Raw genomic sequence first — 23,453 nt, forward strand, 5'->3', positions numbered from 1 at the left:
GCGCGCATACGTCGTGGCAGCAGACGGTATGCAGGAGACGGTGCTCCAGAGCTGACCGATGGGGTGCAGTCGGCACCGTCCGGCTTCAGCGCAGGTGTCGGCGAATTGCTCACCGTGCTGCCTTCCACTCGTACCCAAGGTCCACCGCTCTTGTACGTAGGTTCTCCGATGCGCCGCTGACCAACATTACGGACTGGGGCACGGTGAGCCGCATCGCCCTCTCGTGCAGGCCTGGTAGGGGTTACCGAACACGGCGCTTGCCGTTGCTCCTGCGCCCCAAGAGCAGACCGAGGATGAGGAAGTCGGTGACAAACGCGATCACGCCGATGATAAGCAAGTAGAACAGTTACTGGTGCCGAGCATGATCGACGCGATGATCAGTGGGAAGAGACCGATCGGTTGATCCCCCTGCGAGCCTGATGGGCGCAGCCTCTCGCGTGCCTGCTGCCAGTTGGGGTGTGCTGTGGTGGCTTCCGGTGTCGCGCCGTTGGTGCCGGACGCCGTGACGGGAGTGATGGCGAGGGCCCGGGCCAGTGTTGTCGCGGCGGCCCGGCGGACTGTACTTGAGGTGTCGTGTCACCATTCCTTGAGCAGACTGGTCACGGTGTCGGTGTCGATGCTTCGCCGTGTGAGCTGTTGGGTGATCAGCACGCGCAGAGCGGACGGGAGCGGATTGAGTAGGGTGCTGTCGGTGATGTCCAGCAGGACGTGCTCAAGCGGTCTCGGCGGGTGCGCGGACACGGCCGGAGCCATCAGGACCGCCCCTGTGTCCTGAAGGGCGAAGGACGCCCGGTACAGGCTGCGCAGGCCCGGGCGCAATGCCACCACGTCCTGGCCAGGCAGACGGCCCGCCAGAGCCTGTGCGGCCTCGGGACCGCAGAACTCGGCCACCCAGAAGCGGTCGAAGAAGTCGTCGACGATCTCGGGCAAGTACCGCAGCCGCTCACTCACCGACTCGTGTCCCCAGCACTCGAGCCGGATCCCCGCCTTCTCCAGTCGGTCCGCCTGGCGCTCAAGTTCCTCAGCCAGCGTAACTCCTCTCCAGTACCAGCCGATCGGCCCGGGGCGCCCGCCGACGCGAACGGCCCGCCACGCCTCGCTCACGCGAACCGGCACCCGCAGTCGTGGCACCCGGGCGCTGAGAGCTCCCCAACATCCTTATGCAGGGCGCTCGTTGGGATGAATGGGAAGTTCAGTCAAATGCTGAGTGCCCGCGCCAGGAAGAGGGAAAGATGAAGTCCTCCGTAGTCCCGCGTGGCCCAAGGACGGGGTGACCGGGATGACGCGCACGCCGCACGCTCAGGACCTCGCGGAAGAGGGGCCCCGGGATGTCATTGCAGGTCCCGGGGTCCCGTGCTTGGTAGGGGCGGGTGCGGGGGCATCGTCGCTGTGCGCCGCCGGACGGCGCGGGCCCGGCCGCGCTCACACGACCGGACCCCTCACTGGGCTTTCTGCCGAGCGTCCCGCCAACCCGTCGGCTGTCGCTGCCCACACGCGTGGACATCGCACCTTGAACATGAGCAGTATGTGTCGATCCGCTACAGCGAGCGGCTGAGGGACGTGGGCGCCGCAGCCTCGGTCGGCTCCGTCGCGGATTCGTATGACAACGCCATGGCCGAGGCCCTGAACGGCTCCTTCGAGGCCGAGCTGATCGAGCACCACGGGCCCTGGCGGGACGCTGGCCAGGTCGAACGAGCCGTCGTCCAGTGGGTCGGCTGGTACAACACCGAACGGCTCCACTCCGCCCTCGACTACCTCCCACCCGAGGAATTCGAGGCCCAGCGCTACCGTTCCCAGGCGACACCGAACGCCGCCTGAAGCACACAAGATCGGCCTCTACGAAACCCGGTTCAGCTCAAGGCGTTCTACGAGCGAAAGAGGGCCGAAGGCAAAAACCACAAGCAAGCGGTCATCGCCCTTGTACGACGACGCCTGAACGCCATATGGGCTCTCATACGCGATGGCCGCACCTTTGAGATCACCGCACCCTCGCCCCCTGCCTCACTGGGCTGAAATGCTCGCAGCACCTCACCGGCCAGGCTTGACAACCTTATTGGGAATCATTTGGTGACCGGCGATCATGGGGTTGAGGTCTTCGCTGTCGTGGGTGTTGCCGACTGAGATGCCGAAGAGGAGGGGCAGCCCGTTCGCGTCCGACAGGATGTGCGTATTGGAACTGGGCGTGCCCCGGTCCACGGGGCTCAGACTCGTCGGTGTCGTGGGCGGGAAGAGCGGGGTTCGTGGCGTTCGTGGCATCCATACGGGAAACGCAGAACCTCAACTTTGATGCAGGTCAAGGCGTTCACGCCTGAACCTCTCACCGTCGCCCCTTCCCTCGATCGGAGCGCGGGAGCCCCGGCCGGCGACCTGGGGTCTTTGACAGGTACGCGATCCGTGCTCCATCATCAGTCCACTAGTCAGCTAGTTCATTAGCTAAAGGGTGGTGATGGACGATGGAATTCCGGATCGACAGGCGCAGCGGGGTCGCCGCCTACCAGCAGATCGTTCAGCAGACCAAGCAGGCGCTGCGTCTGGGCGTACTCGTGCCCGGGGACCAGCTGCCGACGGCCAAGGAGGTCGCGGCGACCGCCGCGGTCAATCCGAACACCACGCTCAAGGCGTACCGCGAGCTGGACCGTGAGGGCCTGGTGGAGCTGCGGCCGGGCCTGGGGACCTTCGTCCGTCTGTCGCTGGCCAGTCCCCAGGCGGGGGCGGACTCGCCGCTGCGGGGTGAGCTGGAGGCGTGGATGGACCGGGCCCACGAGGCGGGTCTGGAGCAGGAGGACGTGACGGCGCTGGTCACGTCGGTGATGGAGGAGCGGTACGCCGAGACCGGGGCGGCCGCAGGGAACGGGGGGCACGGATGATGAACCACGAGGCGGGCCACGGCTATTCGGCCGAGGAGTCCGCGATAGAGGCCCGCGGGGTCGGCAAAAGGTACCGCCGGGGCTGGGCGCTGCGGGACTGCTCCTTCCGGCTGCCTGCCGGGCGGATCTGCGGCCTGGTGGGCCCCAACGGTGCGGGCAAGACCACGCTGATGGCCATCGCCGCCAACCTGCTGGAGCCGACGACCGGTTCCCTGCGGGTGTTCGGGGCGGCCCCGGAGTCCGCGGCGGCAGGCCGGCGTACTGCCTTCCTCGCCCAGGAGAAGCCGCTGTTCCGGCGCTTCACCGTCGCCGAGACCCTGCGTCTGGGCCGCGAACTGAACCCCGGCTGGGACCAGCGGGCCGCCGAGAACGTCGTCCGCGCGGGCAACGTGCCGTTCGAGGCGAAGATCGGCACCCTCTCCGGCGGCCAGCGCACCCGGGTGGCGTTCGCCGTCGCGTTCGGCAAGCGTCCCGACCTGCTGCTCCTCGACGAGCCGATGTCCGACCTCGACCCGCTGGTGCGCCACGAGCTGATGAGCACCCTGCTGGCCGAGGCCGCCGAGCACGGCACCACCGTGCTGATGTCCACCCACATGCTCGCCGAACTGGAGAACACCTGCGACTACCTGCTGGTCATCGCGGGCGGCGGGCTGCGCCTGGCCGGTGAGGTCGACGAACTCCGCACGTCCCACGCCCTGCTCACCGGCGCCCATGCCGACGGGCACACGCCCCCGGAGCTCGCGTACCACACCGTGGTCGAAACCCGCCTCAGCGGACGGCAGTTCACCTCGCTGGTCCGCCCCGACGGGCCGCTCGCCGGTCCCTGGCAGGCGAGCACCCCGAACCTGGAGGAACTTCTGCTCGCCTACCTGCGCTCCCCCGAGGCACCGCCCCTGATCAGTCCCAGCTCCTACGTCGCCCCGCAGGCGGTGGCGGCATGAGCACCCTGACCCGCACCGGCAGCACCGGCGGCCCGGCACCCGCCGGAACCGCTCCCGCCGAAGCCGGCCGGGTACGCGGCCTGCGGCTCGGCGGCATGAACTGGCTCGTCTGGCGCCAGCACCGGGCCGCCTACTGGACCCTGCTGGCCGCCGCCGCGGTCACCGTCGCCGTGATGATCTACCAACGCCAGCAGATGATGATGTACCTCGACGGATACGGCTCCATCGACGGTTTGAAAGCCGGCTGGGAGGAGAAGTTCGGCCACCAGAAGCCGCTCAGCGCGGCCTCTCAGCTGATCGGGTTCGCGCCCGTCCTGATCGGGGTCTTCGTGGGGGCACCCCTGCTCGCCGCGGACCTGGAGAACGGCACCGCCAAGCTCGTCACCACACAGTCCGCCAGCCGCGTCCGCTGGCTCGGCACCAAGCTCGGGACGACCCTGCTCCTGGTCGCGGTGTGCACCACGGCGGTCTCCGCCGCGTTCACCTGGTGGTGGTCACCGGTCAAGTCGTCGTCGTCCGTCCTGGACTGGTCCGGGGCCGCCTTCGACAGCAGCGGGCCCGTGCCGGTGGCCCTCACCCTGCTCAGCGTCGTCGGCGGCGTCGCGATCGGCATGCTGCTGCGCCGGACCCTGCTGTCCATGGTCGTCACCCTGGGCTTCGCGGTCGCCGTGCAGCTGGTCTGGTCGTACTTCCGGATGTCCCTCGGAAACATCGTGACCCTCACCACCGACAAGGGCGTCGGGGACGGCGCCTTCCCGGACCTGCCCGCCGGCGCCCATGTCGTGGATCAGTCCTACCTCACCGCCTCCGGCGACCTCATCGGCTGGGGCAGCTGCAACGAGGCGACGGAGAAGGCCGCCGACGCGTGCATGGACAAGGCACAGGTCGTCGGCTGGGCGGTCGAGTACATCCCGATCTCCCAGATGTCCTCCATGCAGTGGCTCGGCGCCTCGATCCTGCTGGCCCTGACCGCCGGCATCGCGGCGTTCGTCATCCTCTGGGGCCGCAAGCGCCTCGTCTGACCCCGAGCGCCGCTGACCGAGCGCCGCTGTCCGAGCGCCGTTGTCCGGCCGGGCTCGTCGTCCGGCCCGATCCCCTCGCGGTCCTCCTCCCGGTTCTCCTCGCAGTCCTTTTCCCAGTACGCGGCCGAGCGGCCAGGTGTCGCTCCGCCGCGCCCTGATGCTGCCCCGAGCCGGCGAGCACATCGCCATGAACCATGTTGAAAGGCACGAGTTGAAGTCGCACAAGCACAGGAAACGAGCGGTCACCACCGTCCCGCTGGCCGCCGCTCTCGCGGCGGCGCTCGGCGCCGGACTGCTGGTGAGCACGTCCGGCGGCGCCCAGGCCGCCCCCGTCGAAAGCCCCCTCCCCGCCCCCGCCAGGACGGTCACGCTCGTGACCGGCGACAAGGTGGCCCTGGACGCCAAGGGCAAGGTCACCGGTGTGGTGGCCGCCGAGGGCCGCAAGGGGATCGGCTTCCGCATCCAGCAGGCCGCCGGTCACGCGTATGTCGTGCCGCGCGACGCCGAGCCGCTGATCGCGAACGGCAGGGTGGACCGGCGGCTGTTCGACGTGAAGCGTCTGGTCGGCGGGCGCTACGACGACGCCCGCCGCTCCGACGTGCCGCTGATCGTCACGTACGACAAGGGCACGTCCCTATCGGCAAGTACGTTCCGGAGTTCGGGCGCGACCGTCCGCCGGGATCTGCCGAGCATCAACGGCGACGCCGTACGCGCCCGTAAGTCCGAGGGCTCCGCGCTGTGGGAGACGCTCACCAGTGGCACCGGCTCCGCGACGGTCAGGAAGATCTGGCTGGACGGCAAGGTGAAGGCGAGCCTGGACCGGAGCGTGCCGCAGATCGGCGCGCCCGCGGCCCACTCGGCGGGGTACGACGGCAAGGGCGTCAAGGTCGCCGTGCTCGACACCGGCATCGACGCGACGCATCCGGACCTGAAGGACCGTATCGACGCGGAGAAGAACTTCTCCGCCGCCGCGGACACGGTCGACCACGCGGGCCACGGCACGCACGTGGCCTCGACAATCGTGGGCTCGGGGGCCGCGTCTCCCGCGGGCACCAAGTACGCGGGGGTTGCACCCGGCGCCCAGCTCCTGGTCGGCAAGGTGCTCGACGACGAGGGCTCGGGCGACGACTCCGGTGTCATCGCCGGTATGCAGTGGGCTGTCGCGCAGGGCGCCGAGGTCGTCAACATGAGCCTGGGCGGGGAGGACCGCCCCGGCATCGACCCCGTGGAACAGGCCGTCAACGACCTGTCGGCAAGTTCAGGCGCCCTGTTCGTGATAGCCGCCGGCAACGACGGTCCCGACGAGGGCACCATCGGCACCCCCGGCAGCGCCGCATCCGCGCTCACCGTCGGCGCGGTCGACCGGCAGGACGCCATCGCCGACTTCTCCAGCCGCGGTCCCACGGCCGACGGCTCTCTCAAGCCCGACCTCACCGCGCCGGGCGTTGACATCGCCGCCGCCAAGGCCGCCGAGGGCTTCATGGGCGAACCCGCCGCCGACGGCTATGTCTCCATGAGCGGTACGTCGATGGCGACCCCGCATGTGGCGGGCGCCGCCGCGATCCTGGCCCAGCAGCACCCGGACTGGACCGGCGCGCGGATCAAGGCCGCCCTCACCGCCTCCGCGAAGCCGGCCGCCGCCACCTCCGCGTACACGCAGGGCACCGGCCGGGTGGACGTCGACGCCGCTGTCGCCCAGCAGCTCACAAGCAGCCCGACCTCGCTGGGCTTCGGGACACAGGAGTTCCCCCACACCGACGACCAGCCGGTCACCAAGGACGTCACGTACCGCAACGCGGGTACCGGGCCGGTCACCCTCGACCTGGCTACCGAGGCCTACGGCGATGACGGAAAGCCCGCGGCCGAGGACCTGTTCACCGTCTCGCCGCAGCAGCTCGCCGTCCCGGCGGGCGGGGAGGCGACCGCCACCGTGACCGCCGACACCCGTGCGGAAACGGCCGACGGCAGCTTCGGCGGCTCGGTGACCGCCACCACCGCCGACGGCACCACCACCGCGCGCACCTCCCTCGGCGTCGTCCGCGAGGTCGAGTCGTACGACCTGACCATCAAGCACCTCGACCTCGAGGGCAAGGTCCCCGACGACGCCGAGACGGGTATCTACGGCCTGGACAACGACATCTGGACGGATGCCTCCGACAAGAGGGACGGCGAGGTCACCATCCGTCTGCCGAAAGGCCGTTACGCCCTGGAAGGAAGGTTCTTCACCGGCAGCGCCGGACGGTCCGTGCTGCTGCACCCGAAGTTCGCACTGACCAAGGACACGACCCTGGTCATGGACGCCCGGAAGACGAAACCCGTCAAGGTCACCGTGCCGGACGGCGCGGCCAAGCCCGCGGGCGCGATGTTCTTCTTCCGCATCGACGTCAACAACAAGCCGTACACGTCTGTGTACGACGCCCCCTCCTTCGCCGACATGCGCGTCGGACAGCTCGGCGCCCCGGTGCCGGCCGCCGAGGCGTCCGCGATGTACCACGGCATCTGGACCCACAAGGCCGTCAACTACCGGCTGGCCTGGAACCGTACGGGCGACCTGTCCGGCTTCACCAAGAACGTCAAGCGCTCGCAGCTCACCGAGGTCAAGGTCGTCGTCGGGACGCCGGTCAAGGGCAAGACGGCGACCATCTGGGCCGCGCCGCTGATGCCCGGCGGCTACTTCAACCTCTTCCAGACGCCGGGCCGTCTGCCGCTGACCGGCACCGACTACGTACTGCCCAACGGCATCAAGTGGTTCTACCAGGTCAGCCAGCTCGGCGCCCCCGACGAAGAAGGCGACCCGACGTGGGAAAACACCCAGGGCAGCGCGCCCAGGGCGTATGCGGCGGGCAGAAACTACACCCGGCGCTTCAACATCGGCGTCTTCGGCCCGTCCCTCCCCTCGGGTCCGCTCGCGCACGGCTTCGACCAGCCGGGCGCGCTCCGCGCCGGCGACACCTTCTCGGCGTACCTGCCGCTGTTCTCCGACGGCGGCGGCAACCTGGGGACCTCCGCCTACACGAAGGCCAGCAGCTCGCTCCACGCCGACGGCGAGAAGATCTTCGCCGCAGACGAACCGCTGAACGGCGAGTCACACACCGTCCCCGCCGGCCGGCGCACCTACAAGCTCGACGTGGACGTCTCCCGCGCCCCGGCGCAGTTCGCGGTCAGCACCCGGGTCGCCGCGACCTGGACCTTCGCCTCGGCCCATGTCGCCGGTGACACGTCCGAGCGGCTGCCGCTGACGGTCGTCCGCTACGCTCCGAAGTTGTCGATGGCCAGTACCGCCAAGGCCAGGACGACCCTCACCGTGCCCTTCACCCTCCAGGGCGCGGCCACCGAGATCGCCTCGCTGCGCAAGCTCGCCTTCGACGTCTCCTACGACGACGGCAAAACCTGGAAGAAGACCAGTGCCGTGGACGGCAAGCACCTCAAGCTTCGCAGCCCGGCCAAGCCCGGCACGGTCTCACTGCGTGCCACCCTCACCGACACCGACGGCAACACCCTGAACCAGACCGTCTACGGCGCCTACCGCATAACCAAGTAGGGGAGGCGTCCCTCACGGACCACCACCCGACACGACACCGGGCCGCCGAGCATGCTCGGCGGCCCGGTGCGGGAAACAGTACGCCGCGCTGCGGCGTGACTCCCGCGATGGCATGTCGAACCGGGCGTCGCAGTGCAAGTACGGCGTCACCTGGAGCACGGTCAACAAGGCCCTGACCTCGGCTTGGCCGCAGCCACGCACGACAACCGCTTCGGCGCGGCCGTCGAAGCTGGATCCGTTCACGCTGCTGATCGACGAGATCCTGCTCATTGATCTGGACGCGACCAGGAACAGCGCCACACCGTCACCCCGGATCTACCGCCGTCTGATCGACGAGCACTCCTCGTCCGAGGCGTTGACCACTTGAACCCGCACCGATGAGAGGGCGCAAGCGTCCTGCGAGCAACCGCGCGGTCCGGCCAGGGACTGAGAGTCCGGTGTTTATACCTTGCTCGCGACCACCATGTAGTTCTCGGCCTCAAGATCGAACGTGCTCAGTTCCGTTTGGAGTCCGACCCGGTGCAGCTCGACTTCGAGTTCCTCGTACCGGTAGGGCCAGCAGGACAGCAGTTCCGAGCGGACAAGAACCAACCCGGTCGCATCAACTTGCGCAATCGCAATCTCGATGTGGTGCTCCTCCTCCCAATGCGGCGCAATCTCCCAGCGGTAGACCACGACGGCATCGCGACCGTTCCGGCGGACGAGTCGGTCACTGATCTCCAGCCGGGAACCTCTGGCCCTCACGAGTTCCCAAGTGCGGGATGTGAGTACCAAGCGCCCGCCGGGGCGCAGAAGCCGTGACATCGACTCCAGAGCAGCACCCCTGCCTGTCGCGCCCGCGGCATGGTGAAGCGAGTTGCCAACGCAGAACACCATGTCGAACGTGTTGTCCTGGAAATGGACGGGCAACTCTTCCCAGTTCGCCCGTACGGCCCGGACGGATGCCCCGAACTCCTCAGACAACTCTGCAGTCCGACGAACCATCGCCTCGCTGGCGTCAGTTGCGACAACCTGCATGCCACGACCGGCGAGGCCAACCGCCAACTGTCCGGTTCCGCACGAACAGTCGAGGACGTGAGCGTTCGACGGCAGGAGCTTGAGGACGTCGTCGAACGACGCAGCGAACTCGGCTGGAGGCAACTTTGCATCCGAGATGAGCCATTCGTACACCTCGGCAAGCACGTCATAGCCTGTCACAACCACTACCTCCGTCACGCGGCAGACTCACGGTAGGACGTCAGCCCATCAGCGGAGCAAGCCGGGCACCAATGGTTTTCGCAAGGATGGCTCTGACGGTGTTTGTGGGTTGTCAGTTGTCCGTCTGAGTGGATGTCACCGGCTGGTTAGCTGGGAAGTTGTCCGTGAGAAGTAGTGTCACTCGCGGGGTTGCGGTGGCAAGGTGAATGTGCTCAGTGAAGGAGCACCGCCGATGCCGCCTGGTCAGTCGAAGGTCGAGTTGTATGCCGCGCTGCGGCGTGACGCTCGCGAGGGCATGTCGAACCGGGCTCTGGAGCGCAAGTACCGGGTGGGCTGGCGGACTGTTCAGAATGCGCTGAGTTCGGCGTGGCCGCAACCTCGGGAACCGTACGCGACTCGCCGTTCCAAGCTGGGTCTCAACGTCGATGGCCTCAACGACGCCGGGGTCGAGGCGATCGCGACGGCCATCCACGGCGGCGCTGCTGCACCTCGCCGACATCATGGCCCGCACGAACACCAACGTCTGAACGGTCGCCGCCGGACAGGGCTCGCCGTCTGCGTGCCCGCCCGTCTCTCCGGCTGACCAACACCACACCCGTGCCCCGGCTTCGCTCCGTCGGGCCGGGGCAGTACAGCCATGTCTGTGGGGCGGCCGTCGACACCGGCTCCGGCCGCCTCACAGCACCATCCCGCCCGCACACTCCGGGATCGGCAAGGGGCCGGCTCCCCATGTTCCTACGCGTCAGTTGACCGACTCGCAGCCGCTGCGGTCACCATTGATTTCCCGGTATCGCGGAAACTTCAAGTACTGACGACTTTGAGTGCCGTATATGCCGTCAGCGGTGATGCTCTCCTGCTGCTGGGCGGACGCAAGGGCACTGCGAGTGTTCGACCCGAAGTCGCCGTCCGTCGCGAGGTTGAACCCATAGCAGGAGTTGAGCGTGAATTGGAGCCATTCCACGCCATTTCCGCTGCTTCCGTAGTCCATCCAGCAGTTGGCCGTTCTGCTGTTGCTGCCTTCACTGATGTAGGCCGGCCGAGTGATGGAGTAGCCGGGGGTGACACCGACCGATGTCACCTGATTGATATTGCAGTGCCCGGCATAGGCAGCAGCAGCTGGGGGAGCGAAGACTGCGGTGCCTCCAAGGAGGCTGGCGGTGAGGGCGCCGATTGTCATAACGCCCTTGACTCGTCGGATCGAGCGCATACTCATGGAAATTCCTCTCGTGGATGGGGAGTTGGCCCTGGCGACAGGCGCGCAGTGAGCCTTTCCATCCTTGGTCTGAGCTGGCGTGATGCAGGCAGGGGATGGCCTGGACAAGGCTCGTGATGCGGGTGTGCCACGCCCCTCTCTCTGGTCTCGTCCAGGGACCTTAGGGTCATCGTGGGCTTCGGACTGTGTCGTCCGTGCAGAGAACTTTGTCAGTCGTGCAGCGCCTCAAGTTGACGCCGCATCAGGCGAGGGTCGCCCGCCGACACCGAACACGCGCAGCCCGCGACACTCATCAACATCGAATGGCTCGCCCACGAGGACGTCGCCGTCCAGTCCGAATGCCCCGCCTGCGCAAAGCCCTCCCGGTCCACGAACGGGGCCCACGGTCCCGGCCGCACCGGATGGGGCCGCTACCACCGCTGCCGCGGCCACCAGTGGCCCCCCGCGCCGACCTACCCCCTCAATCTGAACCGCGGCCGCACCTGGCCCGTCGGCCGTGACGACGCCCGCTTCGCCTGCCACTGCCTGCCCGACTTCCCTGCCACGAAGACTGCACCATCAGCGACGACCCGGTCATCGGCCAACTGCTGTGCACACGCTGCCGAGCCCAGCACTCCCCCGACGTCTGGCAGCAGCTCGCTGCCGTCGCCTACGGCACCGCGCGCCAGAGCGACTCCCGCGACGACCGCCGCGACCGCCGGCTCTACAGCGAGGCCCTGCGCGGCACCCCGCCCGCCCACGCAACCCGGGAATGGGCCCGGCGCGTGGACCTCACCGCCTGCCGGGCCGCCACCCGTACCCCCGCCACCGTCTGACCTCAACTCACCCCGCCCCGGGACGGCCCGTACTGAGCGGCCGCCCCGGGGCTTCACCATGCCCAGGAAGGGACCCATGCGTCACCAGACCGCCCACACCACCGTCTCCCGCCCGCCGATCGTCGTCCTGTGCGGATCGACCCGGTACTGGGAGCAGCTCAACGAAGCCAATGCCTACGAGACGGCGGCCGGCCGGATCGTCCTCGCACCCGGCTGCAACCTAATTCGTTGTTAACGGATCCAGCATTATCCAGAGGGTTCTGCTGGGCCTGTTCGAGTCCTGGGACTGTGACATCTTCTGCCACTCCGGCTGATGAAGGCCTCCGGATAGACGGATGCAATGTTCTGGTGCTCGTGGTGGTGGCGGTCGCGCGGACACCGGGTGGATGCCTGGGCTGCAACTGGCATGGATGCCTCGTTTGAGGCTGGTGGCACTCGGTGTCTTCGCGACCACCACCAGACGGTGTGGTGTTGGCGGCCGTCGGTTCCGGGCGGATGCCTGCGCTGGATCGGGTCCTGACGCCTTTCCACAGACTGGCGACGCCCGGGCTGTCGCGCGTCAACACCCGCCGCCTTGATCCCTCGTTGGTGTTGGTGGGACGAGCCCACCGCACGGTGACTTCTCATTGCAGGCGAGCCAGCTGAGCTCTCGCATAGACCGAGGCCCGCGCGGTGCGCTGGTGCCACGAACACGGCTAGTGAGGCGTCGGTCCGACCCTCGTGGTCGAGGCCTGGAATTAGGGAGCCGAGTGGCCCGCATGCGCTCGTGACCAGTGCAAACACACGCACTTCAGGGAGGGAACAACTTTGATTTACTGCGGAATCGACTGGGCGGAGAAGACCCACGACGTCGCACTGGTCGACGACACCGGCCAGTTACTCGCCAAACGACACATCACCGACGACCCGGCCGGCTACAGAATCCTGCTGGACCTGCTCGCCGAGTACGGCGACACCGAGGAGACTCCCATCCCGGTTGCGATCGAGACCAGCCGCGGCCTGCTCGTCGCCGTGCTGCGAACCGGCAAGCGGCGGGTCTTCGCCATCAACCCGATGGCCGCCGCCCGCTACCGCGACCGGCACTCCGTTTCTGGCAAGAAGTCCGATCCCGGCGATGCCCTGGTCCTGGCGAACGTCCTGCGGACCGACATGCACGCCCACCGGCCGCTGCCCGACGACTCCGGCCTTGCCCGCGCCATCGCCGTCTTGGCCCGGGCACAGCAGGACGCGACCTGGAACCGGCAGCAGATGTCCAACCAGCTCCGGTCCTTGCTGCGCGAGTACTACCCCGCTGCCCTGGACGCCTTCGCAGTCTGGGCCAACGGTCTGTGCCGTCCCGAGGCCCGCGAACTCCTCAAGCTGGCGCCCACCCCCGCCAAAGCCGCGCGGCTGACCCGCGCACAGATCACGGCTGCCCTTAAGCGGTCCGGCCGCCAGCGCGGAATCGAGGCCGACACCGAGCGGCTCCGCGAAGCGCTACGACGCAACTGGGCCCGACATCTGCCCGTGGTCGAGGACGCACTCGGCAAGCAGATGCTGGCGCTCCTGGGCCAGCTGGAAGCCGCCTGCACCGCCGCTGACGACCTGGCCAAGGCGGTGGAGGAGGCCTTCCCTCAGCACCCGGACGCTGACATCCTCCTCAGCTTCCCGGGGCTCGGTGTCCAGCTGGGCGCCCGGGTGCTGGCCGAGATCGGGGACGACCACACGCGCTTCGCGGACGCCCGCGGCCTGAAGGCCTATGCGGGCTCCTCGCCGATTACCAGGGCCTCGGGCAAGAAGTCGAGCGTCACCCGGCGGCGTGTGAAGAACGATCGACTCAACCACGCCGGCTATTTGTGGGCCTTCGCAGCTCTGACCGCCTCGCCCGGAGCCAAGGTCCACTACCGGCGACGACGCGACAAGCACGGTGACTGGCACGCCTCCGCCTTGCGGAACTTGTTCAACCGCATGGTCGGCCAGATGTATCACTGTCTCCAGCACGGGCAGCGCTATGACGAGGCACTGGCTTTCCCGTCCCCGTCGGAAGGACTCGAACCGGCCGCCGCATAGCCGCGGAAGCCTGAGCCCTCACTCTGGGATGACCAGGCCGAACTCGCGTAGCCGGGGCACGCAGGTGTCCAGGCACGCTTCGACGGAAACCGCGTCCGTACGCACGAGCAGGTCCTCGTGGAACGGGGCTCCGCTCGCGACGAATGTCCATGGCTTCATGCCCTCGCGCATGCGCTCAGCGTCTGCCTTCAAGAGCACCGTGACCCCCTGCTCGGCCAGCGACTCCATGATGCGCACCACATCCACCGAAACTCCCCTTGCGCCCGCAATCGAACAGGCAGCAAAGCTACACAGACATCGCCGCCACCTGCTTGACGGCTTGAGGCCGTGAGGCGTCTCAAGCAGGACCACCCGCTGTGGTCGGACACGGCCCGGGCCGACCGGCTCAAGCAGGTCCTGGACGACCTGCACCTGCGGAAGATCGACCTCGCTGACGAAGTCCTCATCGTCAACCCCGGCGGCTACATCGGCGACAGTACGGCCCGCGAGATCGAATACGCCCGCAGCCTCGGCAAGCCCATCCGCTACACCTACCCCACACGCGACGAGGAGGCCAGCTGTGGCTGACACCACCGGCATCGAGTGGACCGACAGCACCTGGAATCCGGTCACAGGCTGTACGAAGCTCTCCGACGGATGTACCCATTGCTACGCGGCCACCTTCGCCGAACGCTGGCGCGGCATCCCGGGCCACCACGTCGAGGCCGGCGAGGACCACGGCGGCTGACCGGCGCCGTGGTGTCGACCCAACGACACGTCACCCTGCATCCCCGCCCCGTCGTTCCGGCACAACAGGTCGGGGGTGCGGCGTTCCGGCCGGGCGTCCGCCGCCGGTAGTGACGCAGAGGGCTCCGCCACACACCCCCCGACCCTCCACAGAGGGGCGGGGGTCGCGAATAATCTTGAGGTGAGTGGGTGGGGCTGGTGCCGGGCGGCCGGGGGGTCGTGCGGCGTTCCGGCGCCGGGCGGAACCCCGAAGAGATTGCACCAGAGCGCCGGGGACGTGGCCGCGCTCGGTGACCTGATCGTGGTGGCCGCCGTCGTTTCCCCGTATCTGGTGCGCAGCCAGATGCGGCAGGCCGCGTACGAGTTCGAGCGGGCGTCCCGGGCCCCGGCAGCGCGGCAGATGGAGGGGCAGGCGCGCGAACTGTACCGGGAGTCGACGCAGGTTCTGTCTCGTTACGTGTCGTCGGTCGGCCGCAACGACACGGCCGGCGCGCTGGGCTTCCTGCTCGCCCCGGTGACGGCTGTGGAGGCTTCTCGGAGCTGGCACCAGGCGCAGGGACACCGGGTCCCAGGCGCAGGCCGCCGGACGGCTGCTGCTGCTGCACGAGGCAGTCGAGGTGACCGTCGGAGTCAACGCGGCACGCGAGTACCGAGCTCGTGCGAAGCGCGCCGCGGCCCGGAAGGGGACCTGGCGCCGCGCAGCCATGGCGCACGGCGCCCGGTCGATGGCCGGCGCCGTCCAGGAGGCCGTCCCCGAGCACGCCCGCGAGATCCTGGCACGAGAGAGCCCCGGCGGCGGCGAGATGAGCTTCCCGGGCGTCGGGTGTGGTTCCGCCCCGGAAGCTGGTGCGGCAGCGTCACTTTCCGGCGGTCGGATGGTCAGGGCCGGTCGACCTGCACACAGTCGATGGGCTTCGCGTACTCATCGTCAATACAGACGATGACATACGTGGCACCCCCGGGCACATCCGCAAGGAGTCCGGTCTTGAGCGGATACGTAGTGTTGCACTTCGTGCCGGTGCCCTTGGTATCGAGCTGCTTGCCAGAGGCACCGTACGCGCCGAACCACGCCCTGCGGCAGTCGACGGCCCGGAGTGTTCCAACGACGCCGACCGATCGGTTGTACCAGGTCAGGGTTCCGCGGGCGTAGCTGCCCTGTCCATCATCAACGTAGAAAGGGCTGGTCGGATAGGCGGCGGTTTGCGCGCTGGCGGCGGGAGCGCCCAGCAGGGTGCCCGCGGTCAGCACGACGGAACCGACGGCGGCGGCGAGGTGAGTCTTCATGCGATCTCCAGAGGGGTGAGCCGGTTGCGGCTTCACATCCTGGATGGGTCGGCCACCTGTGGCCTACCTCTTAAGTCACGGCTTAAAGGGAGCCGGAGCGGCAGGCGCGGGTCTCGCGCCCAGTCTGACGCCGCGGTGCCCTCGGGGGCCTCACGGTTCCGTCAGGGCGCCGGTCCGCAGCAGGGCCAGCCCGAGAGGGGTGATGTGGTGCAGCACGGACCCGCCTCGGCGGCTGGTGGTGATGAGGTCGGTGTTTCGCAGCACGGTCGCGTGCTGACTGGCCGCTGCCGCCGTGACTCTGAGGCGGCGGGCCAGTTCGCTCGTCGTGCAGCCTTCTGCTGTCACCTGTAGAGCGGCGGCTCGCGTGCGGCCGAGCAGAGACCCCAGGTTCCGTATGGCGGAGCCGTCCGCTTCCGCCCGACCGGTATCTATCAGGGGCCCACGGAGAGCCGGCACGCTCAGTCGGGGTGGCTGGGCACTATCGAGCGGGTCCCACAGCAAGCTCACCGGGTGCTTGGCGAATACCGTGGGCGTGATGATCAGTCCCCTTCCCTGGAGACGCACCTCAACTCGGCGCGGATAGGGAGCTTCGAGCACCGGTGGACGCCAGCGGACCAGTGGTGCGCAGATCGAACGCAGCAGCAGATCGATGCCTCCCTCCAACACCAGGTTCGCGCAACGAGTGGACAGCGCGACCAGTTCGGACCGACCTCGATCCCAGTAGGGCTCCACGGTCAGCCGATGGCAGGCGCGCACGGCATCGGCGAGCTCCCGGCGCGCGTCGCGGTCGCCCTCGCACACCCGCCTTGCCCATGGCAGGTGTCCGGGGTGGAAGTCGAGACCCTCGAACTCGCGTCGCAGCCGGGACACCGGGGCATGCAGCAGGTTGTCCACGGCGTGGTCCACAGAGGGCACATCGCCCATCAAGGCCAGCAGATCAAGCCCCGGGCCGCGCACCGGGACCAGGGACGTCAGGGGGTGCGTGTCCGCTCCCATCCGGCCCGCGACCGCTGACCGCCACGTGCGGAAGTGAGGAAGTTCCCGGTTCGCTCCCAGCAGCTCCAGGCTGTAATAGACCTCCGCTGCGACGCCGATCGTTGCGGCCACCCGTGTCCGGGCGAGGTCTTGCGCCGTGAAGTGAATGCGTAACACCGGCCGGCCTCCTGCCACCGAAGCAGAGCGCATGAGCGCACCACCAGCATGCCCCCAACTCACCGCGTCCGATCCCGCATTGGCCTAGAACGCGCCCGGATTGCTGACTGCGCATGCGCGCCCGTGAACCGGTTCAGGGGGCGGGTCGGATCTGCCAGGACGTGACTCGGATCGTCGCCGACATCTCGGTCTATTTCGGCGGATTCGACACCGGCCTGACTGCCGCTCGGACAATTCTGTGGGCGGGACCAGCGGTACCCGTGGTTCGAGGTTGAGGACGGGAACCGGTTCTTCGGCCGGCACCGGAAGTGGGGCCGAGCCGGCAGGCCAGCAGCAGACGGTAGGTGACCGGCCGGTAGAAGCGACGCGAGGGCGCGACGCCTAGCTTCGGTGTCAAACGCCTGGATTGGATGACAGAGCGACTGGCTTCACTGTCCAGGAACAACAGCAGCCGCATGCGGCTCATTCTGAAACCACCAGTAAGGGCGTGCAGATCATTAACTCGTCTTTTTGACCTTGCTTCGAGTGGGGGCGGAAACGAGGAAGGTCGCGATGTCGGCTGGTGTGCGGAAGCGGGCGGTTGAGGCGTTGATGTGGTGGCCGTGTGCTTCCAGGAGTGGGCGGACTTCCTGTTTCGCTCGGCTGATGGTCATGGCGGTGACGCCGAAGAGCTGCCCGAGGAGGTCCATGGTCGCGAGTTTGCGCAGGTGGAGCACGGTGGCCAGGATCCGGTCGGCTGGGGTGAGCTTGGCTTTGGCACCAGTGCCAGGGGCGACCAAGCGCTCGTGACCGCGACGTGTGCGGAGCACTTGCTCGCGTTGAACCTCCAGCGCAGGAGTGAGCGCGTCGATGAGTTCGCTGAGCTGTTGGCGGGTCATGCCGGTCAGTTCTGGGTCCTGCAGCGCGTGCTGCGTGAGGCGGGGCGGTCTGGTCGCCGGGGCCTGGTCTGAGGTGCTGTTGTCCGGCGTCGCGTCCAGCGGGTGCCGGGGGTGGAGGGTGTAGTTCCAGTCGCCGTGGAAGCGGTGCCGGGTGATCGGCAGGGCGGCGATATCGTCGTCGCTGACCTGGATGCCGGTGGGGTAGGCGTTGGTGTCGAGTTCGGCATGCACGGTCAGGCCGGTTTTAGTGGTGGTCGCCGCGATGCTTTCGACGATGACTTCGTGGCTGGTCAGGGGCCTGCCGCGCCAGTTCATGGTGATGTGGGAGAACAGCCGGTGCTCGATCCGGTTCCACTTCGACGTGCCCGGAGGCAGGTGGCAGACAGTGATCGTCAGGCCGGCCTCGACGGCGAACCGGGCGAGTTCGGTCTTCCAGGTGCGGGTGCGATAGCCGTTGGAGCCGCCCGCATCGGCGGTGATCAGCAGTCGGCCGGCCGTCGGATAGGCGGCCCGGCCGGCACCGTTCCACCAGCGGCGGATCGACTCGACGGCGAACGCGGCGGTGTCGTGGTCGGTGCCCACGTTGACCCAGCCGGTGTTCGCCGCGACGTCGTAGATGCCGTAGGGCACCGCTCTGCCCAGCTCGCGGTCGGGAAAGTCGTGGGTGTCGACCCGCACCGGCTCGCCTCTCGGCTCCCATTCACGGCCGTTGTTCTTGAACGGGCCGACCAGTTCCTTCTTCTTGGTGTCCACGCTGATGACCGGAGCCCCGCTGTCCTGGTGGTCGCGGGCCTGTTCGTTGAGGTAGTGGAACTGTGCGTCCCGGTCGGGGTGCTGTTTGCCTTCCATGGTCTTGGCGTTGCTCTGCAGGCTGAAGCCCTCCTCGCGCAGGAGGTCGCCCACCGTATCCGCACAGATCCTGTGGCCTTGCCGAGTCAGTTGCTCGGCGAGCTTGCGGGTGGATTTGGTGGTCCAGCGCAGCGGCGACATGGGATCTCCGCGGACGTCGGGCTCGACCAGCGCAAGGAGTGCCTCCCGAACGGCAGGGTTCCGGTCGACGACGCGTTTACGGCCGGCGCCGGGCCGACGGATACGTCCCAACGGAGCCTGGCCGGAGTCGAGTTCCCGCACTCCGACAGACACAGTGGCCTCGCGAACACCGGCGGCACGGGCGACCGCTCTGATCCCGCCGTGGCCGAGGGACTGGGCCTCCGCCCTTATCAACAAGCGACGCTGCCGCTCGTCGAGGTGCGGCAAAATCGCCTCGAACTTGGCTGCCAGCACGGCCCGTTGCCCATCCAACCCGCTCATGCCAGACCAACGAACCACCGAGCAGAAAGCCACGAGTTAATGATCTGCACGCCCTAAGTTGAGATCACGGAATCGATCATTCCCGCTTCAGGAGGGTGCTGGCTGCGGTAGACCGGTGGCGTGACTCGTGGTGATCTGACTGATGCCGAGTGGGAGTTGATCGAGCCGCACCTCCCGCTGGGGTCGTTCGGACCGATCCCTGACCTGCGCAGCTACTTCAACGCGGTGATGTGGCGGTTCCGTACCGGCAGTCCCTGGCGGGATGTGCCGGAGAGCTACGGCTCCTGGTCGACGATCTACGACCGGTTCCGGATGTGGGCGCGTGACGAAGTCTTCCAAACCCTCATGGAAGCGATGATCGCCGAGGCGGGGGCCCGCGACGATGTCGATCTGAGCCTGGTCAGTGTGGACTCGACCGTTGCCCGCGCGCATCACCACGCAGCGGGCATGGTAGTCGAACCGGAGGACCTGGAGAAGGCCGTGGCGGAGGAAAAGGGGCTGCAGCAAAGGGGCAAAACGATCCCGTAGGCGAGGGGGCCGCGGACAGGGAGAACCGCGAGCGGGAACAGCGCCGCGCCGTGCGCCGACGCCGCAGAGCCCGACTGCGGGCCGCCGAACTGGGCCGCTCCCGGGGCGGACTCACCAGCAAGGTCCACCTCGCCGTCGAGCGGCGCTGCCGCCCGCTGTCCATCATCCTCACCCCCGGGCAGGCCGCGGACAGCCCGCGCTTCATTCCGGTCCTTAGACGTCATCTCATTTGGGTGACTAGACTTGTGGCGTGTCAAAGATCGTTGAGCGGCTGGTGCCGGACGAGTTGTGGGAGCTGTTCCAGCAGGTGGTGCCCGAGGCGCCGTCGCGGCCTCAGGGTGGTGGCCGGCGTCGGCACGGCGACCGTGAAGTGCTGGCCGCGATCGTCTTCGTGGCGACCTCGGGCTGCACGTGGCAGCAGGTGCCGACCGCCTCGTTCGGCCCGTCCGGCGCGACGGCCCATCGACGCTTCACCGAGTGGACGAAGGCCCGTGTGTGGGCCAAACTCCACCGCCTGGTCCTCGATGAACTCGGATCCCGCGGCGAGCTGGACTGGTCCCGGTGTGCGATCGACTCGGTCAACATGCGGGCCCTGAAAAGGGGGAGCTGACAGGCCCGAATCCTGTAGACCGGGGCAAGTACGGGTCAAAGATCCACTTGATCACGGAGCGGACCGGACTGCCCCTGTCCATCGGCATCTCGGGCGCCAACACGCACGACAGCCAGGCATTGATCCCGCTGGTGAAGGGCATACCGCCGATCCGCTCCCGCCGGGGACCCCGGCGACGCAGACCCCACAAACTCCACGCTGACAAGGGCTACGACTACAACCACCTGCGACGATGGTTATCCAGCCGAGGAATCCGGCACCGCATCGCCCGCAGAGGTATCGAGTCCTCGGCCCGCCTGGGCGCCCACCGCTGGACCGTGGAGCGCACGATGTCCTGGCTCGCCGGATGCCGACGCCTACACCGCCGCTACGAACGCAAAGCCGAGCACTTCCTCGCCTTCACCAGCATCGCCTGCACCCTGATCTGCTACCGCAGACTCGCCAAATGAGATGACTTCTTAACAAGATCAAGGTGCGTGTCCCGGTCGGCCGCCCCAGGAGCCGGCCGGACGCGGTCGCCGGAGACAAGGCGTACTCCTCCCGCGCCAACCGCGCCCATCTGCGCAGACGCAACATCAAGGCGGTGATCCCGGAGAAGGCCGACCAGGCCGCCAACCGCAAGAAGAAAGGACACTCCGGCGGCCGCCCGGTCAGCCACGACGCCACGCTCTACAAAGACCGCAACACAGTCGAGCGCGCCATCAACAAGTTCAAGGAATGGCGAGGGCTGGCCACCCGCTACGACAAGACACCCGAGAGCTATGCCGCAGGACTCCACCTGCGCGGGTCCATCCTCTGGTTACGCAGCCTTCCAGCCCTCCCGTGACCTCAACGTCGGACAGGCCCTAGCCGGAGTGCGAGCCGCGAGTCCGGCGCAGTCGAGTCACCGGGTCAACTCGGATTGCACGGCCGCGAACGTCTCGTCCAGATGGTCGGCCAGCGACCCATGGCGTTCCAGGCTGCTCCAGATCTTTGTGCCGACTCCGGCCATGGCGACCAGCCGGAGTGCCTGCTGCCGTTCAGGGTCCGGCCAGCGGTCGGCCAGGGCCTCGGTGATGATCCGCTCCTGGCGCTCATGGTTGGAGTGCTTGCGGGCGAGAAGGGTCTCCGTCGACCGCATCAGCCGGTCGAGTGCTACCGGCCCGGCCGCTCGGGCTCCATCCGGAAGTGGACGATGCGGGTCTTCGCGGCGGCCGTGCGTAGCTCGTTGTCGGTGGGCTGCCGGTCGCCTGGGAGGCCGAGCATCAGGCCCTTGGCGGCCTTGGCCCCTTTGCGCCGGCCGAACTCACCCAGCAGGGCGGCGACTTCCTCAGGGTCCTCGACGACCGTCGGGACGGCGCCGTGGTCCTGGCCCCGGATGCGCAGCCGGACGGCGGACCCTTCGCGCATGCTGGGGATCCAGCCGAGCTGGGATGACATGGCGAGCACCGTGCCGGGATCCCAGTCGAAGTAGCCGATGGGGACCGTGAATTCGCGACCCGTCCTGTGCCCCTTGTACGTGAGCAGCATCAGGCGCCCGCTCAGCGGCTTGTGGAAGCGGGAGGCGAGCAGCGGCCGTACGACCTTGTTGGCGGCTCGGAAGAACTTCACCAAGGGTGGCCTGGCCGTGTTCGCCGCGGGCGTGCCGGAGGTGCTCACCAGATGCCGCCGGGGACGGTGTGGACGATCTCGGCCTGGTCGCGCTTGGTGTACGCGTCCCAGTAGTGCTCGGCGATGGTCTCGGGCTCGGTGCCGGGACCGCTGCCGATGAACACCCCGATCGCCACGTGCGCGACGTGCACCCCGCGCTCGGCGAGGTCGACGCCCAGGGCCATGGCGTAATTGCGCAGGGCCGCCGCCGCGACGCCGACGCTGCCGAACGCGCCGCCCATCGGCCGAACCGAGGAGGCGCCCGTGGAGAACAGCAGCGTGCCACTGCCGCGTTCGAGCATGGCGGGCAGCACCTGACGGACCGCGGCAACCGCTCCGTACAGGTAGTAGTCGAGCTGCTTGTGGAGGTCCTGCGCCGTGGCGTCGACAGAGGCGGCGCCAGCGAAAGTGGGGTCGGCGGGCGAGTACTCCAGTACGTCGACGGCCCCGAACCGGTCGGCGACCGCGGCGAGCGCCGACTGCAGCGAGTCGGGACGCGTCACGTCCGCGGCGAAGCCTGCGGCCTCGATGCCCTCCTCGGCAAGCTGCGCGGCGAGCGCGTCGAGCTTGTCCTGGGTCCGGGAGAGCAGGGCGACCTGGAAACCCTCCCTTCCGAAGCGGCGGGCGATGGACAGGCCCAGGCCGGGGCCTGCCCCGATGACGGCGATGACGGGCATGGGTGGTGCTCCTGTGGTCGGACGGCCTGAATGGATGAGGCGCACTTCCCGCCACGACAGCGGTCAGGACTGAAAGTCGAGGGCAGCCTCATGTTCTGGAGCGTAGCAGATAATATGAGGCACCCCTCCGGTTGGTAGGCTGAGTGACATGGCCATCGACCCTCCGTCCGCCTCCGCCGGGAGCCCGGCACCTGTCCGCCCCCTGCGGCGCGACGCGCAGCGCAATCGCGAGGCCCTGCTCACCGCGGCCCGCTCCTGCTTCGCCGAGCAGGGCATGGAGGCACCCCTGGAGCAGGTGGCCAAGCGGGCCGGGGTGGCCATCGGCACGCTGTACCGGCACTTCCCCACCCGACTGGACCTGGTGCAGGCAACCTTCGCCGAAAAGCTGGCCGTTTGGCGGGAGGCCGCCGAGAAGGCCGTCACCATGGATGACGCCTGGGCGGGGCTGTGCCACTTCCTGGAGACCATGTGCGAACTCCAGTCACAGGACCGGGGGTTCAACGACCTGGCCTCCATACGGTTGCCGGAGAGCGCCTGCCTGGCGGGTGCCCAGACCCGCATCCGCGAACTCGGTGTACACATCGTCGAGCGTGCGCAGGAGCAGGGCAGCCTGCGCCCCGACCTCACCCCCGAGGACCTTGCCTTCGTCATCTGGTCGCACAGCCGCGTCACCGAGGCCACCCACGCCATCGCCCCGGACGCCTGGCGCCGCCACCTTTACCTTCTGCTCGACGGCTTCCGAACCGACCGCGCCCACCCGCTACCGGCGCCGCCGCTCACCGAGGAGCAGCTGTACCGCGCCATGATCAGCCTCGGCGGAAACGGGGCCTGCGGCGCCTGACCGTCGGGACGCGCGTTGTCTCAAGGCGCCGCGGGAGCCCCTTCCCGGCGACCAGGCCGAGCCGGTACGCCTCCGTCCCTGCGATGCAGAGTTCGTGGAGACGTTTGGTGACCTCCGCGGGCACCAGCGACACGGCGCGCTCGAAGGCCGCCTCGTCGGCGAAGCATTCGCA

24 protein-coding genes and 2 pseudogenes are annotated in these 23,453 nt (G+C 68.2%); 15 read left to right on the forward strand and 11 right to left on the reverse strand.

Features of this window, described 5'->3' with window-relative positions; translation table 11 throughout:
- Positions 1-576: 576 nt before the first annotated feature.
- Positions 577-951: a hypothetical protein gene (locus O1Q96_RS23400; protein WP_269250061.1), complete on the reverse strand. Its 375-nt coding sequence runs from the start codon at positions 949-951 to the stop codon at positions 577-579.
- 576 nt (positions 952-1,527) lie between these two features.
- Between O1Q96_RS23400 and O1Q96_RS23405 the strand changes: the two genes are divergently transcribed.
- Entirely contained in the window at positions 1,528-1,818 is a 291-nt protein-coding gene (locus O1Q96_RS23405) for an integrase core domain-containing protein (protein ID WP_269250062.1), read from the forward strand.
- Positions 1,819-2,064: 246 nt separating this feature from the next.
- On the opposite strand, the pseudogene O1Q96_RS23415 reads toward O1Q96_RS23405, so the two are convergent.
- Positions 2,065-2,211 (reverse strand): annotated as a pseudogene (locus O1Q96_RS23415) (IS5/IS1182 family transposase); the annotation flags it as partial.
- A 242-nt stretch (positions 2,212-2,453) separates the two neighbouring features.
- On the opposite strand from O1Q96_RS23415, the gene O1Q96_RS23420 reads away from it, so the two are divergent.
- From O1Q96_RS23420 to O1Q96_RS23440, 5 genes are all read left to right on the forward strand, one after another.
- Entirely contained in the window at positions 2,454-2,867 is a 414-nt protein-coding gene (locus O1Q96_RS23420) for a GntR family transcriptional regulator (RefSeq protein ID WP_269250063.1), read from the forward strand.
- Entirely contained in the window at positions 2,867-3,808 is a 942-nt protein-coding gene (locus O1Q96_RS23425; RefSeq protein ID WP_419587063.1) for an ABC transporter ATP-binding protein, read from the forward strand. Before O1Q96_RS23420 ends, O1Q96_RS23425 begins: the two co-directional genes overlap by 1 nt.
- On the forward strand, positions 3,805-4,830 hold the full coding sequence (locus O1Q96_RS23430; RefSeq protein ID WP_269250065.1) for an ABC transporter: 1,026 nt from the start codon (positions 3,805-3,807) through the stop codon (positions 4,828-4,830). The genes O1Q96_RS23425 and O1Q96_RS23430 overlap by 4 nt, the downstream gene beginning before the upstream one ends.
- A 157-nt stretch (positions 4,831-4,987) precedes the next feature.
- Positions 4,988-8,371, forward strand: a complete 3,384-nt coding sequence (locus O1Q96_RS23435) for a S8 family peptidase (protein WP_419586935.1) — start codon at positions 4,988-4,990, stop codon at positions 8,369-8,371.
- A 112-nt stretch (positions 8,372-8,483) separates the two neighbouring features.
- Positions 8,484-8,738 (forward strand): hypothetical protein, encoded by a 255-nt coding sequence (locus O1Q96_RS23440; protein WP_269250067.1) that lies wholly within the window; start codon positions 8,484-8,486, stop codon positions 8,736-8,738.
- Positions 8,739-8,812: 74 nt separating this feature from the next.
- Here the strand turns inward: O1Q96_RS23440 and O1Q96_RS23445 are convergent, their stop codons facing one another.
- A complete protein-coding gene (locus tag O1Q96_RS23445; RefSeq protein WP_269253697.1) occupies positions 8,813-9,568 on the reverse strand; it encodes a class I SAM-dependent methyltransferase in 756 nt (251 codons plus the stop codon).
- A gap of 232 nt (positions 9,569-9,800) precedes the next feature.
- Here O1Q96_RS23445 and O1Q96_RS23450 point away from each other — a divergent pair, with 232 nt between their 5' ends.
- Positions 9,801-10,151, forward strand: a complete 351-nt coding sequence (locus tag O1Q96_RS23450) for a hypothetical protein (protein ID WP_269250068.1) — start codon at positions 9,801-9,803, stop codon at positions 10,149-10,151.
- A 159-nt stretch (positions 10,152-10,310) separates the two neighbouring features.
- Here the strand turns inward: O1Q96_RS23450 and O1Q96_RS23455 are convergent, their stop codons facing one another.
- A complete protein-coding gene (locus O1Q96_RS23455; protein WP_269250069.1) occupies positions 10,311-10,781 on the reverse strand; it encodes a peptidoglycan-binding domain-containing protein in 471 nt (156 codons plus the stop codon).
- An 891-nt stretch (positions 10,782-11,672) separates the two neighbouring features.
- Between O1Q96_RS23455 and O1Q96_RS23460 the strand changes: the two genes are divergently transcribed.
- Together O1Q96_RS23460 and O1Q96_RS23465 are read left to right on the forward strand one after the other, a co-directional pair.
- Positions 11,673-11,831 carry a hypothetical protein gene (locus O1Q96_RS23460; RefSeq protein WP_269250070.1) on the forward strand — a complete coding sequence of 53 codons (159 nt, stop codon included), beginning with the start codon at positions 11,673-11,675 and terminating at the stop codon, positions 11,829-11,831.
- Between the two features lie 572 nt (positions 11,832-12,403).
- Positions 12,404-13,645 (forward strand): IS110 family RNA-guided transposase, encoded by a 1,242-nt coding sequence (locus tag O1Q96_RS23465; RefSeq protein WP_269250071.1) that lies wholly within the window; start codon positions 12,404-12,406, stop codon positions 13,643-13,645.
- A gap of 18 nt (positions 13,646-13,663) precedes the next feature.
- Here O1Q96_RS23465 and O1Q96_RS23470 read toward each other — a convergent pair whose 3' ends face one another.
- Positions 13,664-13,891 carry a hypothetical protein gene (locus O1Q96_RS23470; RefSeq protein ID WP_269250072.1) on the reverse strand — a complete coding sequence of 76 codons (228 nt, stop codon included), beginning with the start codon at positions 13,889-13,891 and terminating at the stop codon, positions 13,664-13,666.
- Between the two features lie 81 nt (positions 13,892-13,972).
- Here O1Q96_RS23470 and O1Q96_RS23475 point away from each other — a divergent pair, with 81 nt between their 5' ends.
- Together O1Q96_RS23475 and O1Q96_RS23480 are read left to right on the forward strand one after the other, a co-directional pair.
- Entirely contained in the window at positions 13,973-14,212 is a 240-nt protein-coding gene (locus O1Q96_RS23475; protein ID WP_331276059.1) for a hypothetical protein, read from the forward strand.
- Complete coding sequence (locus tag O1Q96_RS23480) at positions 14,205-14,372, forward strand: DUF5131 family protein (protein WP_269250073.1); 168 nt, start codon at positions 14,205-14,207, stop codon at positions 14,370-14,372. Before O1Q96_RS23475 ends, O1Q96_RS23480 begins: the two co-directional genes overlap by 8 nt.
- Positions 14,373-15,250: 878 nt before the next feature.
- Here the strand turns inward: O1Q96_RS23480 and O1Q96_RS23485 are convergent.
- From O1Q96_RS23485 to O1Q96_RS23495, 3 genes are all read right to left on the reverse strand, one after another.
- Entirely contained in the window at positions 15,251-15,655 is a 405-nt protein-coding gene (locus O1Q96_RS23485) for a hypothetical protein (protein ID WP_269250074.1), read from the reverse strand.
- Positions 15,656-15,805: 150 nt separating this feature from the next.
- Positions 15,806-16,840 (reverse strand): ArsR/SmtB family transcription factor, encoded by a 1,035-nt coding sequence (locus O1Q96_RS23490; protein WP_269250075.1) that lies wholly within the window; start codon positions 16,838-16,840, stop codon positions 15,806-15,808.
- Positions 16,841-17,304: 464 nt separating this feature from the next.
- Positions 17,305-18,996 carry an ISAzo13 family transposase gene (locus O1Q96_RS23495; protein ID WP_269250076.1) on the reverse strand — a complete coding sequence of 564 codons (1,692 nt, stop codon included), beginning with the start codon at positions 18,994-18,996 and terminating at the stop codon, positions 17,305-17,307.
- A gap of 120 nt (positions 18,997-19,116) precedes the next feature.
- On the opposite strand from O1Q96_RS23495, the gene O1Q96_RS23500 reads away from it, so the two are divergent.
- From O1Q96_RS23500 to O1Q96_RS23515, 3 genes and pseudogenes are all read left to right on the forward strand, one after another.
- Complete coding sequence (locus O1Q96_RS23500; protein WP_269250077.1) at positions 19,117-19,524, forward strand: transposase; 408 nt, start codon at positions 19,117-19,119, stop codon at positions 19,522-19,524.
- A 259-nt stretch (positions 19,525-19,783) separates the two neighbouring features.
- A protein-coding gene (locus O1Q96_RS23510) for an IS5 family transposase (RefSeq protein ID WP_269253698.1) occupies positions 19,784-20,583 on the forward strand; the annotation gives its coding sequence in 2 pieces (ribosomal slippage) (positions 19,784-20,132 and positions 20,132-20,583; 801 coding nt in all).
- 26 nt (positions 20,584-20,609) lie between these two features.
- A pseudogene (locus O1Q96_RS23515) lies at positions 20,610-20,960 on the forward strand (transposase); the annotation flags it as partial.
- Positions 20,961-21,017: 57 nt separating this feature from the next.
- Here O1Q96_RS23515 and O1Q96_RS23520 read toward each other — a convergent pair.
- From O1Q96_RS23520 to O1Q96_RS23530, 3 genes are read right to left on the reverse strand one after another with little or no spacing between them, the layout of a single operon-like run.
- Complete coding sequence (locus O1Q96_RS23520) at positions 21,018-21,254, reverse strand: hypothetical protein (protein ID WP_269250078.1); 237 nt, start codon at positions 21,252-21,254, stop codon at positions 21,018-21,020.
- A 14-nt stretch (positions 21,255-21,268) separates the two neighbouring features.
- On the reverse strand, positions 21,269-21,724 hold the full coding sequence (locus O1Q96_RS23525; protein ID WP_269250079.1) for a PNPOx family protein: 456 nt from the start codon (positions 21,722-21,724) through the stop codon (positions 21,269-21,271).
- 44 nt (positions 21,725-21,768) lie between these two features.
- Positions 21,769-22,440 (reverse strand): SDR family NAD(P)-dependent oxidoreductase, encoded by a 672-nt coding sequence (locus tag O1Q96_RS23530; protein ID WP_269250080.1) that lies wholly within the window; start codon positions 22,438-22,440, stop codon positions 21,769-21,771.
- Positions 22,441-22,588: 148 nt separating this feature from the next.
- Between O1Q96_RS23530 and O1Q96_RS23535 the strand changes: the two genes are divergently transcribed.
- On the forward strand, positions 22,589-23,281 hold the full coding sequence (locus tag O1Q96_RS23535; protein WP_269250081.1) for a TetR/AcrR family transcriptional regulator: 693 nt from the start codon (positions 22,589-22,591) through the stop codon (positions 23,279-23,281).
- The last annotated feature ends 172 nt before the right edge of the window (positions 23,282-23,453 follow it).

It is taken from the genome of Streptomyces aurantiacus, from assembly GCF_027107535.1.
Taxonomy (GTDB): Bacteria; Actinomycetota; Actinomycetes; order Streptomycetales; family Streptomycetaceae; genus Streptomyces.